17 protein-coding genes are annotated in these 17,385 nt (G+C 68.7%); 11 read left to right on the top strand and 6 right to left on the bottom strand.

The annotated features are described in order from the left end of the window. The first annotated feature begins 58 nt into the window (after nucleotides 1-58). Both ACFYY6_RS21370 and ACFYY6_RS21365 read left to right on the top strand, forming a co-directional pair. Nucleotides 59-685: a hypothetical protein gene (locus ACFYY6_RS21370; RefSeq protein ID WP_388651501.1), complete on the top strand. Its 627-nt coding sequence runs from the start codon at nucleotides 59-61 to the stop codon at nucleotides 683-685. 61 nt (nucleotides 686-746) lie between these two features. Beyond that, nucleotides 747-2,036 carry an SUMF1/EgtB/PvdO family nonheme iron enzyme gene (locus tag ACFYY6_RS21365; RefSeq protein WP_389194628.1) on the top strand — a complete coding sequence of 430 codons (1,290 nt, stop codon included), beginning with the start codon at nucleotides 747-749 and terminating at the stop codon, nucleotides 2,034-2,036. On the opposite strand, the gene ACFYY6_RS21360 is transcribed toward ACFYY6_RS21365, so the two are convergent. Beyond that, on the bottom strand, nucleotides 2,031-2,459 hold the full coding sequence (locus ACFYY6_RS21360; RefSeq protein ID WP_388651504.1) for an NUDIX domain-containing protein: 429 nt from the start codon (nucleotides 2,457-2,459) through the stop codon (nucleotides 2,031-2,033). The two genes, ACFYY6_RS21365 and ACFYY6_RS21360, sit on opposite strands and share 6 nt — an antisense overlap. Before the next feature lie 44 nt (nucleotides 2,460-2,503). Here ACFYY6_RS21360 and ACFYY6_RS21355 point away from each other — a divergent pair, with 44 nt between their 5' ends. Next, nucleotides 2,504-3,373, top strand: a complete 870-nt coding sequence (locus ACFYY6_RS21355) for a sugar phosphate nucleotidyltransferase (protein ID WP_388651505.1) — start codon at nucleotides 2,504-2,506, stop codon at nucleotides 3,371-3,373. Between the two features lie 481 nt (nucleotides 3,374-3,854). Here the strand turns inward: ACFYY6_RS21355 and ACFYY6_RS21350 are convergent, their stop codons facing one another. Continuing rightward, entirely contained in the window at nucleotides 3,855-4,598 is a 744-nt protein-coding gene (locus ACFYY6_RS21350; RefSeq protein WP_351517568.1) for a DUF5324 family protein, read from the bottom strand. Nucleotides 4,599-5,015: 417 nt separating this feature from the next. On the opposite strand from ACFYY6_RS21350, the gene ACFYY6_RS21345 reads away from it, so the two are divergent. Both ACFYY6_RS21345 and ACFYY6_RS21340 read left to right on the top strand, forming a co-directional pair. Further along, entirely contained in the window at nucleotides 5,016-5,543 is a 528-nt protein-coding gene (locus ACFYY6_RS21345; protein ID WP_351517567.1) for a peptidylprolyl isomerase, read from the top strand. A 163-nt stretch (nucleotides 5,544-5,706) separates the two neighbouring features. Then, nucleotides 5,707-6,609 (top strand): rhomboid family intramembrane serine protease, encoded by a 903-nt coding sequence (locus ACFYY6_RS21340; protein ID WP_389194654.1) that lies wholly within the window; start codon nucleotides 5,707-5,709, stop codon nucleotides 6,607-6,609. A gap of 398 nt (nucleotides 6,610-7,007) precedes the next feature. Here the strand turns inward: ACFYY6_RS21340 and crgA are convergent, their stop codons facing one another. Next, nucleotides 7,008-7,262, bottom strand: a complete 255-nt coding sequence (crgA, locus tag ACFYY6_RS21335) for a cell division protein CrgA (protein ID WP_073790737.1) — start codon at nucleotides 7,260-7,262, stop codon at nucleotides 7,008-7,010. Nucleotides 7,263-7,402: 140 nt separating this feature from the next. On the opposite strand from crgA, the gene ACFYY6_RS21330 reads away from it, so the two are divergent. Genes ACFYY6_RS21330 through ACFYY6_RS21305 form a run of 6 tightly spaced genes read left to right on the top strand, consistent with a single transcriptional unit; the run spans nucleotide 7,403 to nucleotide 12,217 of the window. Beyond that, entirely contained in the window at nucleotides 7,403-8,167 is a 765-nt protein-coding gene (locus tag ACFYY6_RS21330; protein WP_351631175.1) for a DUF881 domain-containing protein, read from the top strand. Nucleotides 8,168-8,193: 26 nt separating this feature from the next. Beyond that, nucleotides 8,194-8,922 carry a class E sortase gene (locus ACFYY6_RS21325; protein ID WP_351517564.1) on the top strand — a complete coding sequence of 243 codons (729 nt, stop codon included), beginning with the start codon at nucleotides 8,194-8,196 and terminating at the stop codon, nucleotides 8,920-8,922. A gap of 57 nt (nucleotides 8,923-8,979) precedes the next feature. Further along, entirely contained in the window at nucleotides 8,980-9,162 is a 183-nt protein-coding gene (locus ACFYY6_RS21320; protein WP_073790732.1) for a hypothetical protein, read from the top strand. Next, on the top strand, nucleotides 9,159-9,797 hold the full coding sequence (locus tag ACFYY6_RS21315) for an aminodeoxychorismate/anthranilate synthase component II (protein ID WP_351517562.1): 639 nt from the start codon (nucleotides 9,159-9,161) through the stop codon (nucleotides 9,795-9,797). Before ACFYY6_RS21320 ends, ACFYY6_RS21315 begins: the two co-directional genes overlap by 4 nt. Then, a complete protein-coding gene (locus tag ACFYY6_RS21310; RefSeq protein WP_389194623.1) occupies nucleotides 9,794-11,461 on the top strand; it encodes a class E sortase in 1,668 nt (555 codons plus the stop codon). Before ACFYY6_RS21315 ends, ACFYY6_RS21310 begins: the two co-directional genes overlap by 4 nt. A gap of 27 nt (nucleotides 11,462-11,488) precedes the next feature. Further along, nucleotides 11,489-12,217, top strand: a complete 729-nt coding sequence (locus tag ACFYY6_RS21305; RefSeq protein ID WP_351517559.1) for a class E sortase — start codon at nucleotides 11,489-11,491, stop codon at nucleotides 12,215-12,217. A gap of 147 nt (nucleotides 12,218-12,364) precedes the next feature. Here the strand turns inward: ACFYY6_RS21305 and pknB are convergent, their stop codons facing one another. The 3 genes from pknB to ACFYY6_RS21290 form a co-directional block, all read right to left on the bottom strand. Beyond that, complete coding sequence (gene pknB / locus ACFYY6_RS21300) at nucleotides 12,365-14,350, bottom strand: Stk1 family PASTA domain-containing Ser/Thr kinase (RefSeq protein ID WP_351517558.1); 1,986 nt, start codon at nucleotides 14,348-14,350, stop codon at nucleotides 12,365-12,367. A 166-nt stretch (nucleotides 14,351-14,516) separates the two neighbouring features. Next, on the bottom strand, nucleotides 14,517-15,971 hold the full coding sequence (locus ACFYY6_RS21295) for a penicillin-binding transpeptidase domain-containing protein (RefSeq protein WP_351631184.1): 1,455 nt from the start codon (nucleotides 15,969-15,971) through the stop codon (nucleotides 14,517-14,519). Continuing rightward, nucleotides 15,968-17,377 (bottom strand): FtsW/RodA/SpoVE family cell cycle protein, encoded by a 1,410-nt coding sequence (locus tag ACFYY6_RS21290; RefSeq protein WP_351631187.1) that lies wholly within the window; start codon nucleotides 17,375-17,377, stop codon nucleotides 15,968-15,970. Before ACFYY6_RS21290 ends, ACFYY6_RS21295 begins: the two co-directional genes overlap by 4 nt. Nucleotides 17,378-17,385 lie beyond the last annotated feature (8 nt).

Here is a 17,385-nt window from a genome sequence, read left to right as displayed (position 1 = left end):
CAGGAGTCTGCTCGGAGCGGGCGCGGCTACCGCTGCCGGTTTCGCTCTCGCTACCGCCGTGAGCCCCGCGCAGGCGGCGGCCCGGCCGAAGCCACTGCCGAAGGCCAAGCAGATAGAGCTACCGGAAAACAAAGAATGGTCCGGACGGACATCCGCGAACGGCTGGGCCATTCTGGCCAAGGCCCCCGAGCACCGGGTCCAGGGCGCACAGAAGCTCACCGTGAAGCTTGCGAAGGGCCCGGCCGCGACCGTGCTGCTCTACGTGGTGCGCCGCTACGCCTACGAGATCGGCATGCTCCGGCCCGAAGAACTGACCGGGCACACCACCGACCGCGAGGTGGGAGCGGAGTTCGAGTCGAACTACCTCTCTGGTACAGCCGTGGCGATTCAACCGATGCTCTACCCGCTGGGCGGTACGGCCACCAATGGCATGAGCGATCTGGCGGTGACGGTGGTGGAGGACATCCTCGCCGACGTGGGCGAGGTCGTAGCGTGGGGCGGGGAACTCGACCCGCTCAAGCAGTCCCACTTCCACATTGCCACCCCGCCAGGCGATCGGCGCCTTGAAGCACTGGCTGACCGTATCAGTGGCTGGAACAGCCAACCCGGAAAGGGTGCGGGCAGCATCGACGCTTTCATCAGCTCCCGGATCTCCCGCGCACGAAAGGCGAGGAACGCACGCTGAACACAACTGGGCCTCGATCCACCGCGTGACGGTCGGGCTTTGGGCAGGGGAACCGGAAGAGGTGCCTGCTGACCTGTACGAACAGGTCGCCGCGACGGCACGCGCGCCGCGCTGGCGCGCCGCGTTCGCTCCGCTCCTTCCTCAGGACGATCCCGACCCGGCGACCGCTCTGGGGCGGCTGATCGCCGTGAACGCGCTCCTCCTGGCCGGCGCCCTGCACGACCCGACCGCAGGCTCGCGGCCCTGCATAGTCATCCCCTACGAGCGACACGTTGCCAACCACACGAGCACGCAGACGGAACTCGCTCGATTCCTCGGCCTCTCTGTGCCGGGCCCCGGACAGGTATCGCGGCCCGCGGCCAGGGCTTCCGCCGCGGTGGACACGACGTTCGCCACCACCGGACGCAAAGATGTCTTAGTTGCCGAAATTACCCAGAAAACGGCGGAATTGGTCACCATGTCGGTCACCATGACCCTCAGTCGGGCCCGGCAGTCGCTCGCATCCGAAACCACGGCGACGGTAGCCCACTGGCTCACTGGCGACGACCTGTACGAGGTGCATGAGCCCACAGCCCGGTCCAGCCGCCGAGTCCGGCCGGAACCGGTCCGCCAGAGGACGCCTGAGCCGGCATACCGCCAGGCCGAGGACGTCCAGTGGCGCAACCTGCTGGTCAGCAATGCGGAAATGGCCGAGTTCCTGACCATGCTGCACGCGGGCGGCGCCCCGAACTCCCGCCACGGCACCAACCTGTTCGTCTGCCCGATGCCCCACGAGCGTGGCGGACGTCTCCACTACGACCCCGCCGGACGGCGATGGCGGGTCAGCAGCGGATACGAGTCGCACCCCGCCTACTGGGTTACCTGGATCGGGGCCGCGCTCATGGCCGCATGGTCCGGAGCACGCCTGCCCACCCGTGCCGAAGCGCTGCGCGCGACGAAGGGAGCCCGCGCACACAACGCCGACTACCTCGTGGGGGACGTGTGCCCCGTCGCGGAACCTGGGCTGGGAGACCGCGAAATCCACCACGCGGTCGGCAACGTACAGATCTGGTGCGCCGACGGCCCCGAACAACCTGAAGCGCAGCCTGTCCAGCGGTACTTGTTCGGGGCGGCCTGGAACACCCCGAGCACCGATGAGGCAGTGACGGCCATCCGCTCTCGCTACCTGCTGGGCTCCTCGCGAGGCGTCGGCATCCGCCTGGTGCGCGACCCCCGCACCACGGACGCCGCCCGGCTCGGGGCATGGGAGCTGGCACACCGGATCAACCGCTGGACCGACGCCGTCGACAACTCCGCACGAACCACGCCGGGCGGGCTCGACCGCCTGCTGCTCAGCACGCTGGGCTCATAGACCGATAGCGGACTTCGGCCCCATGTACGAGCCAGCGCCCGGGAACTCGTCCCTGCACAGCTTCACGAACAGGTCACTGAATCCCAGAGCGGGCAAGTCGTCCAGCGCCACGAACTCGACGCCCCGGATCGGTCGGCTGTCCGCGCCCTCCTCGACCACCCCGATCTCCCCGCCGACAAGGCGGGCCTCGAAGGTGATGTGAACGACGTGAGCACCCGTGTTGTCGCACAGGTACAGCAACCGGCCCACCTCCACCTCGGCGCCGGTCTCCTCCCGCATCTCCCTGACCAACGCCTCTTCCAACGTCTCACCGTCCTCGACCTTGCCCCCGGGCAAGGACCAGCTCCTGGGACCGTCCGTGTCCTGGTTCAGCAGCAGAACCCTGCCGTCCTCGATGACGATGCCCGTCACGCGCGTGTGCATCCGCCGACGCTATCGCCCGCGGACCCGGTTCGAAGGGGAGAACGATGAAACAGCCGTCCCCCTCTGGGGTGCCGCCCGTCGTGATCGCCGCAGGAGGACTCGGAACGCGGGTAGGTTCCTGGTCGCCGTACCTGCCCAAGGAACTGCGCCCGGTCCACGGCCGGCCGGGACTCGCCCACATCCTCGACGAAGCCGCCGCCACCGGGAGCCGCCACGCCGTAGTGGTCCACCACCCGTACTACACGCCCCTGATCGACTGGACCCGTCAGGTCCTTGCCCCGGGAGCCCTGGCCCGCTACCAGGCACTCACCAACCAGCCTCTGGGACAGCCACCGTCCGCCGAAGTCCTCCAACTCGACTTCATCGCCCAGCACGGCAGGTACGCCGATGTCACATCCGTACTGAACGGTGCCGAACACCTGCGTACCGGGGAGTTCTACGTGGTCTTCGCTGACAACGTCGACCCCGCCCACACGGCGCTGTCCGCCCTCGCCACAGCGACCCCACCGGGCACCCCGGCAGTGCTCGCCACGCCGTTCGACACGGACGCGGCGCGCCACTTCGGGGTGATCGTCTGCTCGGGCGAAGGCCCAGTGCGACGGATACGGCGACTGGTCGAGAAGCCGGACCGCGAGCAGTCAGTCCGGCTGGAGGCCGAGCACGGGGCCGCCAACCTCCGCCTGCTCCAGGGACGGGTGCGGGTGACACCAGGGCTGCTGCACCACCTGGCCGCAGCCGTGCACGGGATGGCCGAACCGAAACTCTCCCTCGCGCTGGCCTCTTACGCCCGATCCCACCGCGTCGACGTCGTCACCAGCACGCAGCCCTTGACAGACCTCGGCATGCCGAGCTGTGAGGGCACCGGGACGGAGGGCACCCAGCAGTTGGTGGCGTTCTCCGCCGTCGTCCGCTGAGCAAGGTGCGGGGAGGAAGAGATCCTGTCTGCTCCCCGGCGCGTGATGCGCCACACGCCGGACATCGTGCTCCGGCAGTTGAGAGCGCGATCGTACGTTGATCTGGGGGATGAGGGACGCTTTGCTTATGTGATGGAAGCGCGGATGTGCTCGGTCTCCTTGTCTGGCAAGGTGTGTACGTGCCTAGCTGGCCCCTGAGGTTCTTGTCAGCAACGGCCCTGAGGCCCGTGCTGACACGTCAGCACGGGAGCCTGACCGACGTGGATGGAGCGGGACGCAGGGGGATGGAAAAGGGGGTTAATGTCCGATCCTCCGGCGTTTCCGCAGGTCAGGAAGGTAACGATTTCGGGTTCGAATCTCCTAGGCTCCACGGAAAACGACGAAGCGGCTGCCGGAAGATCCTGGGATCTTCCGGCAGCCGCTTCGCTGTACGGGGGCCGCCGGTGGCGGCCCGGGCGGCGGCCGAGTGGTGCCGAGCGGGTCAGCCGCGGTCGTCGGGGCCGGTGCCGTTCGCGCCCTCCGGGCCGTCCGCGCCCCCGTTCCTTCTTGCCTCGCCGTTCTCCCCGGCTTCCCCGGACTCCGGGTCGAGTGGTGCCGGACCTGAGCCGTCGACCGAGGACAGCGGGCCGCCTTCGGAGACCTCGGTGGGCGCGGACGGTTCGACCAGCCAGTCGGGGTTGGCCTGCTTGTCCCACCACCTCCAGGCGGCGTAGGCGACGCCCGCCACGATGCCCGCCACGAAGAAGCCCTTGCACACCCGGCCGGCCTTCGCCCGCCGTTCGTGCTTCCTGGCCAGTTTCCTGATCTCCTTCGCGGTGACCTGGCCGCGCAGTGCGGCCAGCGCCGCCGCGCTCCGGGCCGACGCCTCCTCGGCCATGGGCTGGGCGACGGCCATCGCGTGCTCCATGCGCGGCACGGCGTAGTCGGCGGCGGTGCGGGCGGCCCGGCGGGTGCGGCACGCGGCGCGCTGCGCGACCTCGTCGACCTTGGGCGGCACGTGGGCGCGAGCCTGCTCGATACGTGGTGCGAGATGCGCGCCGTACTGGACACGGGCCTGCTGGGCCGCCTTCGTCACCTTCGGTGCGAGCCGTGCGCGGGCCTCGTGCGCGAGATGCGCGGCCTGGTCCTTGGCCGTGTCGGCGTAGGGCGCCACCACTTCCGCGGCGTGCTGCACGCTGTCCTTGGCCGAGTCGGTTGCGGCGCGCACGCTGTCGATGCGGGTCACGGGATCCTCCTCCTTGGTGGCGGGTGGTTGGTCCGCCTTTCCACCCATTCAGAGATCATGCCTGCCGAAGGCGGGTCCGGCATGCGGGGCGGGCATCCGGGGCAGGCGCCCCGACCGGTCCGGGGCGCCCGGGAAGCCGTCGCGCCCGGCTGGTCGTGTTCACGTGGTGCGACGTGGTTCAAGGGGAGCTTGCCGAGGAAGGTGCCGGGGTTCGGTTCAGCCCGCGCCGGTTCGTCACGCGCTTGGCCGCACGTGTTCCTGCGGGGAGCGGCACCTTCCTGCGGGGAGCGAGGAGCGGGGAGCGGGGAGCGGGGCGCGCGCGTGGTGGCGGCCGGGCGCCGGAGCGGGCGGTCCGTGCGAGGATCGGTGGGCGTCACCGAACATCTGACGTCACCGAGGACTTACGGAAGGCAGATCGTGGCCGAGCAGCTTTACGCCACCTTGAAGACCAACCAGGGCGACATCGAGATCCGGCTCCTGCCGAACCACGCCCCCAAGACGGTCAAGAACTTCGTGGAGCTCGCCAAGGGCGAGCGCGAGTGGACGCACCCCGAGACCGGCAAGAAGTCCACGGACAGGCTGTACGACGGCACCGTCTTCCACCGTGTGATCAGCGGCTTCATGATCCAGGGCGGCGACCCGCTGGGCAACGGCACCGGCGGCCCGGGGTACGAGTTCGGTGACGAGTTCCACCCCGACCTGGCGTTCACCAAGCCGTACCTGCTGGCCATGGCCAACGCGGGTCCGGGCACCAACGGCTCGCAGTTCTTCGTGACCGTCGCGCCGACCGCCTGGCTCACCGGCAAGCACACCATCTTCGGCGAGGTCGTCGACCCGGCCAGCCAGAAGGTCGTCGACGCCATCGCGTCCACCCGGACCAACCCCCGCACCGACCGTCCGGTGGAGGACGTCGTCATCGAGTCGGTCGTCGTCGAGACCCGCTGATCACCTGCATCACCTGCGGTCATCGGATGATCACGTTCTGATCGTCCGGTCGGGAACCAATCGCCCTGCTCGTCCGTACTTGTTACATGGCGGACGGGCAGGGCCGTGTCGTGCGTGCCGCCGCCACGACCAGGACCGAGGTGACCCGGAAGTGAGAGGACCGATGGACGAGCAGTCGCCGGAGGGCCGGGAGCGTCCGGGCGGCGCGGACGGTCCGCTCGGCTGCCACCGCCATCCCGGCCGCGAGGCGTACATCCGCTGCACCCGGTGCGACCGTCCGATCTGCACCGACTGCATGGTCGACGCCTCGGTCGGCTTCCAGTGCCCGGACTGCGTCCGCAGGGGGACCGGTACGGGACACGCCCCGGCCGCCGCCCGTCCGCGTACCCTCGCGGGCGGTACCGTCACGGCCGATCCCCGGCTCGTCACCAAGATCCTTCTGGGGATCAACGTCGCCGTGTTCGTCGCCGTCCTGGCGAAGGGCGACGAGCTGGTCAATCAGCTGTTGCTGCTTGGCCGCGCGACCACCTACTACGGCGGCCCGCTGGAGGGCGTCGCCGAGGGACAGTGGTACCGCCTGGTGACATCGATGTTCCTGCACCAGGAGGTCTGGCACATCCTCTTCAACATGTTGGGCCTGTGGTGGCTCGGCGGCCCGCTGGAGGCGGTGCTCGGCCGCGCCCGCTATCTCGCCCTCTACATGCTCTCCGGCCTGGCGGGCGGGGCACTCACCTACTGGCTCTCCGCCCCGGTGCAGGGATCGCTCGGCGCCTCCGGCGCGATCTTCGGCCTGCTCGGCGCCACAGCCGTGCTGATGCGTCGGCTCAACTACGACATGCGTCCGGTCTTCGCGCTGCTCGCCGTGAACCTGGTCATCACCTTCAACCCCTGGGGCGGAATCGCCTGGCAGGCACATGTGGGCGGTCTGATCGCGGGCACGCTGATCGCGATCGGCATGGTGCACGCGCCCCGGGAGCGGCGTGCGCTGGTGCAGTACGGCACTTGTGCCCTGGTCCTGGTCGCGGTGATCGGCATCGTCCTCGCCCGGACGGCCGCGCTGACCTGACGCGGGCCGACCGGCCCGGAGCGACCTGAGCCGGCCCGCGCCGCTCCACATGGACCTGAGACCGATCTCCTGGCGGCCCGAGAGGGCAGTTGTCGTGTGGTCGAGCACGGAGGGCCCAGTTGTCCACAGCATGCGCCGGATCCTGTGCGTTCTGTGGGAACAAGTGAGCCCCTTGTCACTGAGCTGGGTTTTTCCAGCGAGGACAAGGGGCCTGCCGACCCTGGAGGAGGGCGGCTGCGGTCACATCGGTGTCAACAATCGGTGAGTTATCCACAGATCGTCTGACCTTTTCCCCTGCCTGTGGATAACGCTGTGGGTAACTCGGGGCAAGGCTTGCGCGAGCGGAGCCCGCTGTGCACCGGCGTTCGTCGCCGGGGCGGGCCGACCTCGCCGCGGCCCTACTTCCACTGAGTGGAGACGCCGAAGCCACCGGCGATGAAGCCGAAGCCGACGACGATGTTCCAGTTGCCCAGCGACGTGATCGGGAGCTCGCCGTCGGTCACGTAGAAGACGACGATCCAGGCCAGGCCGATCAGGAAGAGCGCCAGCATGACCGGCGCCACCCAGCTGCGGTTGGTCAGCTTTATATTGCTCGCCTGCTTCGCCGGAGGGGGCGTGAAGTCGGCCTTCTTGCGGATACGTGACTTCGGCACGAGGAACTCTCCTGTCGATGCGCTGCGTGACCGCGCAGGTAACTGTGGCTGGCGCCGGGGCGGGTGCGAGGGGGAATACTGCCTCCCCCGGGCGTCCGTTAGCGTAGTGCTTCCGTGGCGTCGAAGGAGATAAGGGTACGTTGAGCAATTCCGCCGACTCCTCCCGAGGACCGGGCCGCCGCGCCTTCCGGCACCCGGCCCGGGCGCTCACCGCTGCGGTTTTCGCCCTCGCCGGCCTGATCTTCGTCACCAGCGCCAACACGGCCAAGGGCACCAACATCCGCACCGACGCCTCCCTGCTGAAGCTCTCCGACCTCATCCAGCAGCGCAGCGGCAAGAACGCCCAGCTGGACGAGACCAACGCGTCCGTGCGCGAGGACATCGACGCCCTCGTCCGGCGCGACGACGGCGCCACCGAGGAGAACGCGCGGCTCAAGGCGCTGGAGCGGGCCGCGGGCACCACGAAGCTCTCCGGCCGCGCGGTGGCCGTCACCCTCAACGACGCCCCGCCCGACGCCACGGCGAACCCCGGCTACCCCGATCCCCAGCCCAACGATCTGGTCATCCACCAGCAGGACCTCCAGGCGGTCGTCAACGCGCTCTGGCAGGGCGGCGCGCAGGGCATCCAGGTCATGGACCAGCGGCTCATCTCCACCAGCGCGGTCCGGTGCGTGGGCAACACCCTGATCCTCCAGGGCCGCGTCTACTCCCCGCCGTACAAGATCACCGCGGTGGGCGATCCAGCCGCCCTCAAGCAGGCGCTCGACGACTCCCCGGCGATCAACAACTACCTGCTGTACGTGAAGGCGTACGGGCTCGGCTGGAAAGTCGACGAGCACCAGGCGGTGACTCTTCCCGGTTACTCGGGCACAGTGGACCTCCACCAGGCGGAGCCGGCGAAGTAGCGAGCTGCTGTGGGGAGGCCGACGCGGTGTCGGTGCGACTGATCGTGCGGACGTTCAGCGAACTCTGTGTCACCGTCGGTGCCCTGATCGTGCTCTTCGTGGTGTACGTGCTGTTCTGGACCGGGGTACGGGCCACCGGCGCGGCCGAGGAGCAGATCGGCACCCTGCGCGACCAGTGGGCCCACGGGGCGGCACCCGTGCCTTCCGCGTCACCCATGCCTTCCGCGTCACCCGCGCCCTCCTCGTCCCCGACGGCGGAGCCGGAGCCCGCCCCCGCGGCGTACCGGGACGGCAAGCCGTTCGCGATGCTCTACATACCCCGCTTCGGCAAGGGATGGGAGTGGCCCGTGCTGGAGAACACCGGGACCCGAACCCTGCAGAAGGGGATCGGCCACTACGCCGGGACCGCCCGCCTCGGCGAACTGGGCAATTTCGCGTTGGCGGGGCACCGGCGCACCTACGGGGACCCGTTCAAGGACTTCCCGAAGCTCCGCCCGGGGGACGCGGTGCTGCTGACGGACGGGACGACGTGGTTCACGTACCGCGTCGACAGGAAGCCCTACCGGACGGTGCCGGGCGACATCGGGGTCATCGACCCGGTACCCCGCAAGTCCGGCTTCGACGGACCGGGCCGTTATCTGACACTGACCACCTGCGACCCCGAGTGGGGGAGCAGCCACCGGCTGATCGCCTGGGCGCACCTCGACGCGACCCGGCCCGTGACCGACGGCAGACCGGCGGCTTTCCACAGCTGACCCACGCGCGCGCCCCGGCCCTTTAGTCTGGTTCCCGTACCGAATGGAGGGGACTGCATGTACGGCTGGATCTGGCGGCACCTGCCGGGCAATGTGTGGGTGCGTGCGCTCATCTCGCTCGTGCTGGTGCTGGCCGTCGTCTACGCGCTTTTCCAGTACGTCTTTCCGTGGGCGGAGCCACTGTTGCCGTTCGGCGACGTGACGGTCGACGGCGAGGGCGGATCGGGGGCCGGACGATGAGCGCCCGCATTCTCGTCGTGGACAACTACGACAGTTTCGTCTTCAACCTCGTCCAGTACCTCTATCAGCTCGGCGCCGACTGCGAAGTGCTCCGGAACGACGAGGTGTCCACGGCGCACGCCCAGGACGGCTTCGACGGCGTCCTGCTCTCCCCCGGTCCCGGCACCCCCGAGCAGGCGGGTGTCTGTGTGGAGATGGTCCACCACTGCGCGGCGACGGGCGTCCCGGTCTTCGGGGTCTGCCTGGGGATGCAGTCGATGGCGGTGGCATACGGCGGTGTGGTGGACCGCGCCCCGGAGCTGCTGCACGGCAAGACCTCGCCGGTCGTCCACGACGGCACGGGGGTCTTCGCGGGCCTTCCCTCCCCCTTCACCGCGACCCGCTACCACTCGCTCGCCGCCGAACCGGACACGATTCCGCCGGAGCTGGAGGTGACGGCCCGCACGGCCGACGGCATCATCATGGGGCTGCGCCACCGTGAACTGCCGGTGGAGGGCGTGCAGTTCCATCCGGAGTCGGTGCTGACCGAGCACGGCCACCTGATGCTCGCCAACTGGCTGGCGCAGTGCGGCGACACGGGAGCCGTCGCGAGATCGGCGGGGCTCGCGCCGGTGGTGGGCAAGGCCGTAGCGTGACCGAGCTCCGCCCCGAACCCGACGCCGGACGGGACGGCCCGTACGAGCGGGGAGCGTACGAGGCGGGTGCCTCCGAGACGGCGAGCGCGTTCGAGGCGGCGGGCTTCGAGGAGACGGGTGCCTTCGAAGCGGCGGTCGGCCAGCTGGCCGATCCGCTGAACGACCCGCTGCCGGGGCCGGTTCCGGGGCAGCACACGTCGCCATGGTTCCGCGCGGAGGCCGTGTCGCCCGCGGAGGCCGTGTCGCCGGGCGAACCGGGACCGGGGCACGAGCGGGGGCTGGGCCGGAGGCGAGGGCAGCACCGGGCTCCGGACCCCCAGGCACGGGCGCAGACGTACGTTCCGGCCCCGGAGCAGGCACAGACCTCACAACCGCCACACTCGGCGCAGCCGTCACCGTCATCACAATTGCCGGAGTCATCACCGTCCGCGCAGTCATCGCCGCCGACACAGTCACCGCGGCCGCCACGGATGGCGCGTGTTTCTCAGGAGACCCCGCCGGAGTGGTACGACCCCGAGGGCTTCGAACGGGACTGGTACGGGTCACGGAACCCCGCACCGGCGCCCGAGGCGCGGCCGGTCCCCCCGCAGCCCTCCTCCCCCTCGTCCGTGGCCTCTGCCGTCGCGGACGACGAGGCGGCCGGGGCGCGGGCAGCGGAGCCGGGGGGCGCCGGTGATCCACTGGCGTCGACCCGGCAGATGCCTTCACTTTCCGTCCCCGTTCCCGACCCTGTTCCTGTTCCCGTTCCGGGGCTGGATCCGGAGCCGTTGTCGGAGACCACATCGGTGTTGGCGTCGGTGTCGGACCTGGAGCCGGAGGAACCGCGTACCGGGGGCCGTGCCGAGCGCCGACGGGCCGCGAAGGGACGAGGCCGCCGACGTGCCGAACCGCGGCAGGGGCCCCCGAATCCCGCCCCGCCGAGGCCCGACAGGCCGACGACCGACAGGCCGATGTCGCGGGTCGAGGCGCGGCGTGCGGCGCGTGCGGCCAAGGAGAGCCCGGCCGTCGTCGCCAGCCGGGTCGTCGGTGAACTGTTCATCACGCTCGGTGTTCTGATGCTGCTGTTCGTCACGTACCAGCTGTGGTGGACGAACGTGCGCGCCGACCAGTACGCCGGCAAGGAGACGCACAAGATCCAGGACAACTGGGCGAAGGGCGACCGTACTCCCGGCGCCTTCGAGGCGGGACAGGGCTTCGCCATCCTCCACATCCCCAAGCTGGACGTGGTCGCTCCGATCGCCGAGGGCATCAGCAAGGAGAAGGTCCTCGACCGGGGCATGGTCGGCCACTACGCCGAGGGCGCGCTGCGCACCGCGATGCCGTCGGACAAGCAGGGCAACTTCGCGATCGCAGGCCACCGCAACACGCACGGCGAGCCCTTCCGCTACATCAACCAGCTGGGCCCCGGTGATCCGATCGTGGTCGAGACGCAGGGCACGTACTACACGTACGAGATGACGAAAATGCTGCCGCAGACCTCGCCGTCCAACATCTCGGTCATCGGTCCGGTGCCACCGGAGTCGGGATTCACCAAACCCGGCCAATACATCACGCTGACGACGTGTACGCCGGAATTCACGAGTACGTACCGTTTGATCGTCTGGGGCAAGATGGTCGACGAACGACCGCGCAGCAAGGGGAAGCCCGACGCGCTTCTCGACTGACACATCATCACCACAGGGACGGGTGCGGTGACAACGAGGACCGAGCACGAAGAGCTGACCGGCGAGTCCGCGCCACCGCCGCGGCGTGCGGGCCGCCATCCCGTCGCGACCGCGATCAGCCTCTTCGGTGAACTCCTGATCACGGCGGGCCTGGTCCTGGGCCTCTTCGTGGCGTACTCCCTCTGGTGGACCAATGTGCTCGCCGACCGTGAGGCGACGAAGCAGGGGGACACCGTCCGCGACCGCTGGGCGGACGGGCCGGGCGCGCTGGACACCAAGGACGGCATCGGCTTCCTGCACGTTCCGTCGATGAGGAACGGCGAGGTGCTCGTCAAGAAGGGCACCGACACCGAGAACCTCAACGACGGCATCGCGGGCTACTACACGGACCCGGTGAAGTCGGCCCTGCCCTGGGACAAGAAGGGCAACTTCACCCTGGCGGCGCACCGCGACGGGCACGGTGCCAAGTTCCACAACATCGACAAGGTGCGGACGGGCGACGCGGTCGTCTTCGAGACCAGGGACACCTGGTACGTCTACAAGGTGTTCAAGGAGCTTCCCGAGACGTCGAAGTACGACGTCGACGTGCTGCTGCCGGTGCCGAAGGGATCGGGCGCGAAGAAGCCCGGCCGCTACATCACGCTGACGACCTGCACACCGGTCTACACGTCCAACTACCGCTACATCGTGTGGGGCGAGCTGGTGCGCACGGAGAAGGTCGACAAGGACCGCACGAAGCCGGCGGAGCTGCGCTGACGCCCGTCGGTGCCGCCCCATTGGCCGCCCTCATGAACGGCGTGAGCACGGTCGTGATGGCGCGAATGCGGTCGTGACGGCGATGGCAAAGGGCCCCGGTCACCCGATGCCGGGTGACCGGGGCCCTTTTGAGGCCGGGGCGGACGGTCAGTGTCTCCGCTGACCGTGCGGGCCGCCGAAGGAGTTGCCGTCCCCTCCGCCGGGAATGGTCATCACGCCGACCTCGCTGTTCTTGTCGACCTGCTGTCCCTGGCCGGGCTGGGAGGTGACGACCCGGGCGTTGTCGTCGTTCGGGCCCTGTACCTGACCGAGCCGGAGTCCCGCCCCGGCGAGCAGGTTCTTCACCTCTCCGAGGGTCTTGCCCTGGATGTCGGGAACCGTGGTCTGCTCCGGCTGCTTCGGGCCCTTCGAGACTGTCAGGACGATCTGGGCGTCCAGCGGCTGCGCCGAGTTTCCCGGCGGGTTCTGGCTGATGACCGTGCCCGCGGGCTTGTCCGAATCGACGTCGGTCCTGGAGACGTTCTTGAAGCCCAGCGCGGTGAGCTGTGCCACCGCGTCGTCGTAGCTCCGGTCGGTCACCGGCGGAAGCTGCTGAGTCGCCTGCTTGGCGACCGTGATCGTGACCTCGGAGTTCTTCTCGGCCTTCGTTCCGCCCACGGGGTCCTGCTTGATGACCGTGCCCGCCTGGCTCTCGGACTCGACCGCGGTGACGTTGACCGTGAAGCCCTTCTCCTCAAGGTTCTTACGGGCGTTGGCCTCGGACTTCTCCGTGACGTCCGGGACCTCGACCTTCGGCGGACCGGCGGAGACGACGACCGTGATGGTGTCCTTCTCGGCCATCTTGTCGCCGGCGGTCGGGGTCTGGCTGCAGATCTTGTCCTTGGGCTGGTCCTCGCAGGGCTCGTGCGAACCGACCTTGAGGACGATGTCGGATCTCTCCGCGCGTGTCTGGGCCTCGTCCACGGTCAGACCGACCAGGTTCGGCGCACTGATCGGGCCGCTGTCCTCGTTGCCGCCGAAGAGCGACTTGCCGATCAGGATCGCGCCGATCAGGACCAGGACACCGGCGACGACCAGCAGGATCGTCGAGGTGTTGCTCTTCTTCTGGCGGCGGCGGTCCGGGCGGTCGTCGTAGCCGTACCCGCCGTCGTCCGGGTTGACCGGGGGCAGCATGGAGGTGGCGCCCGCGCCGTTCTGGTCGGCGGAGTGCAGTGCTGTGGTGGGCTGGTCGCCGTAACCGCCGTCGTAGCCGCCGTAGCCGGGCGCGCCCATCGCCGCCGCGGCTGCGACCGGCTGGCCGTCGAGGCACGCCTCGATGTCGGCGCGCATCTCGTCGGCCGACTGGTAGCGGTAGTCGGGGTCTTTGACCAGGGCCTTCAGCACGATCGCGTCCATGGCGGGCGTGATCTCGGGGTCGAAGTTGCTGGGCGGCTGAGGCTCTTCCCGCACGTGCTGGTAGGCGACCGCGACGGGGGAGTCCCCGACGAACGGCGGTCGGACGGTCAGCAGCTCGTAGAGCAGGCAGCCGGTCGAGTACAGGTCGGAACGCGCGTCGACCTGCTCGCCCTTGGCCTGCTCCGGCGAGAGGTACTGGGCGGTGCCGATGACGGCCGCGGTCTGGGTCATCGTCATGCCGGAGTCGCCCATGGCGCGGGCGATGCCGAAGTCCATGACCTTGACCTGACCGGTGCGCGTCAGCATGACGTTCGCCGGCTTGATGTCACGGTGGACGATGCCCGCGCGGTGCGAGTACTCCAGCGCCTGGAGGATGCCGACGGTCATCTCCAGGGTGCGCTCGGGCAGCAACTTGCGGCCGGAGTGCAGGAGCTCCCTGAGCGTCGATCCGTCGACGTACTCCATCACGATGTACGGGATGGAGACCCCGTCGACGTAGTCCTCGCCGGTGTCGTAGACCGCGACGATCGCCGGGTGGTTGAGCGAGGCGGCGGACTGGGCCTCACGGCGGAACCGGGCCTGGAAGGACGGGTCGCGGGCCAGGTCGGCCCGGAGCGTCTTCACAGCTACGGTGCGGCCGAGCCGGGTGTCGTGTGCGAGGTAGACCTCGGCCATGCCACCACGGCCGAGCACCGAGCCCAGCTCGTACCGGCCGCCGAGGCGACGCGGCTCTTCCATAACTGTTCCAGCCCTCTCCGTCAGTCCCGACCGCACCGGTGCGCGGTCCGGCGGTGTGCTGCTCGCGCCTACGCTACCGGCCGCGCACTACCCGATCGGCCCGGAGCCCGGACCTGATACCTGACCGGTACCGAAGATGCAGGTATGACACTTGGTGTGACGGTCATCACTTCTTGTCGATGACCGCTTTCATCACTGCCTTGGCGATCGGGGCGGCCAGACCGCCACCGGAGATGTCGCCGCGGTTCGCCTCGCCGTCCTCGACGACCACGGCCACGGCGACCGGGGAGCCGTTGTCGGTCTTGGCGTACGAGATGAACCAGGCGTAAGGCTTCTCGCTGTTGTTGAGGCCGTGCTGGGCCGTACCGGTCTTGCCGCCGACGGTGACGCCGGGAATCTGGGCGTTCTTACCGGTGCCGTCCTGGACGACGGTCTCCATCATCCGCTGGAGCTTCTGGGCGTTCTCGGCGGAGAGGGCCTGGCTGAGCTGTTCCTTCTTGTGGGTGTAGATGACGTCGAGGTTGGGTGCCTGGCGCTCGGCGACCATGTACGGCTGCATCAGCTTGCCGTCGTTGGCGACCGCGGCGGCGACCATGGCCATCTGGAGCGGGGTGGAGCGGTTGGACGCCTGGCCGATGCCGGCCATGGCGTTCTGCGGCCGGTTGTCCTTGGGGTAGATGCTGGCGTCGGACCGTACCGGAGTGAAGATCTCCTTGTTGAAGCCGAACTTGTCGGCCTGGTCGATCATCTTCTGGTTGCCAAGGTCGTCGCTGATCTTGCCGAAGACGGTGTTGCAGGACCACCGCAGCGCCTCCCGGAGCGAGGCGTTCTCGCACGGGATGTTGCCCTCGTTGTTCAGGTTGTTGGTCGACAGGGGCAGTCGCCAGGGCAGCGGGGAGTTCGTCTTCGCGTCGATGTCGGTGTACAGCCCGTTCTCCAGGGCCGCGGCGGCGGTGACGACCTTGAAGGTCGAGCCCGGAGGGTAGGTTTCGCGCAATGCCCGGTTGAGCATCGGCTTGTCCTTGTCCTTCAGGAGCTGCTGCCAGGCCTTCGTGTCCTTGTCGGAGTTGCCCGCGAAGGTGGAGGGGTCGTACGAGGGGGTGCTGGCGAGGGCCAGGATGGCTCCGGTCTGCGGGTCGATCGCCGCGACGGCGCCCTTCTTGTCGCCGAGCCCCTTGAACGCGGCCTTCTGCGCCGCCGAGTTGAGCGTGGTGACGATGTTGCCGCCCTGCTTCTCCTCGCCGGTGAACATCGACAGCGTCCGGTCGAAGAAGAGCTGATCGTCGTTGCCGGTGAGGATGCCGTCCTCGAGCTTCTCGATCTGGGAGGCGTCGAACGCCTGGGAGGAGTACCCGGTCACGGGGGCCCACATGGGGCCGTCCTTCCAGACTCGCTTGTACTTGAAGTCGCCTTCCTTGGTCTCGACCGAGCCGGTCACCGGGTTGCCGTCGACGATGATGTTGCCGCGCTCGTGCGCGTAGCGCTCGATACGGACACGACGGTTCTCGTCCCGGCTGTTCAGCTCGTCGGCACGTACGTACTGGAGGTAGTTGGTGCGTACGAGCAGGGCGAGGATGAGGAGGCCGCAGAAGATCGCGATCCGGCGCAGGGGCTTGTTCACGTTCGGACCACCTGGGTCATCTCGGCGTCGGGGGACGGTGCGGGGGCCGGGGCGGGGCGGCGGGCGGTGTCGCTGATCCGGATCAGGATGGCGATCAGCGCCCAGTTGGCGAGCACGGACGAGCCGCCGTAGGCGAGGAACGGCATGGTCATACCGCTGAGGGGGATGAGCCCCATCACGCCGCCGGCAACCACGAAGATCTGGATCGCGAAGGCCCCGGACAGTCCGATGGCGAGCAGCTTGCCGAAGGGGTCGCGGGCGGCGAGCGCCGTACGGACGCCCCGCTCGATGATCAGGCCGTAGATCAGCAGGACGGCCATCATCCCGGCCAGGCCCAGCTCCTCGCCGATGGTGGCGAGGATGAAGTCGGCGTTGGCGGCGAACATGATCAGGTCGGAGTGGCCCTGGCCGAGCCCGGTGCCGAGCGTGCCGCCGGAGCCGAACGCCATCAGCGACTGGGCGAGCTGGTCGCTCTGTTCCCATGTCGCCTTGCCGAACGGGTCGAGCCAGGCGTTCACCCGGGACTGCACGTGGGACTCGAAAGATGCGACACCCACGGCGCCGACCGCCGACATCAGCAGACCGAAGACGATCCAGCTCGTCCGCTCGGTGGCGACGTACAGCATCACCACGAAGAGGCCGAAGAACAGCAGCGAGGTGCCGAGGTCGGTCTCGAAGACGAGGATCAGGATCGACAGGGCCCAGATGGTGATGATTGGTCCAAGGTCCCGTCCGCGCGGCAGGTACATCCCCATGAAACGGCGGCTGGCCAGCGCCAGCGCGTCGCGTTTCACCATGAGGTAGCCGGAGAAGAAGATCGCGATCAGGATCTTGGCGAACTCTCCCGGCTGGATGGAGAGCGAGCCGAGGCTGATCCAGATCTTGGCGCCGTTCACCGCGGGGAAGAACATCGGCAGGATCAGCAGGATCAGCGCCACCGCCATCGAGATGTAGGTGTAGCGCTGCAGGATGCGGTGATCCTTGAGGATCATCAGCACGGCGACGAAGAAGGCGACGCCGATCGCCGAGTAGAGCAACTGCTTCGGGGCGTCCGGGCTGTACGCCCCGTACAGGTACTCAGCGCGCTTGATCAGTCGCTCCGACTGGTCGAGGCGCCAGATCAGCACCAGCCCGAGTCCGTTGAGCAGGGTCGCGAGCGGCAGCAGCAGCGGGTCCGCGTACGGGGCGAACTTGCGTACCACGAGGTGGGCGACGCCGCCGAGCAGGGTGAGCCCGCCGCCGTAACTCAGCATGCCCGACGGGAGCTTGCCGTCGATGGCGAGCCCGACATTGGCATAGGCGAACACCGAGATGGCGACGGCGAAGACCATCATCATCAACTCGGTGTTGCGGCGGCTCGGTGCGTCGATCGCGCCGATCGTGGTCGTATTGGTGACAACGCTCATGGTGCTGA

Source organism: Streptomyces sp. NPDC001750, assembly GCF_042892615.1.
GTDB lineage: Bacteria > Actinomycetota > Actinomycetes > Streptomycetales > Streptomycetaceae > Streptomyces.
The sequence above is the reverse complement of the archived record's forward strand: the minus strand, read 5'-3'. Positions and strand labels throughout refer to the sequence as shown.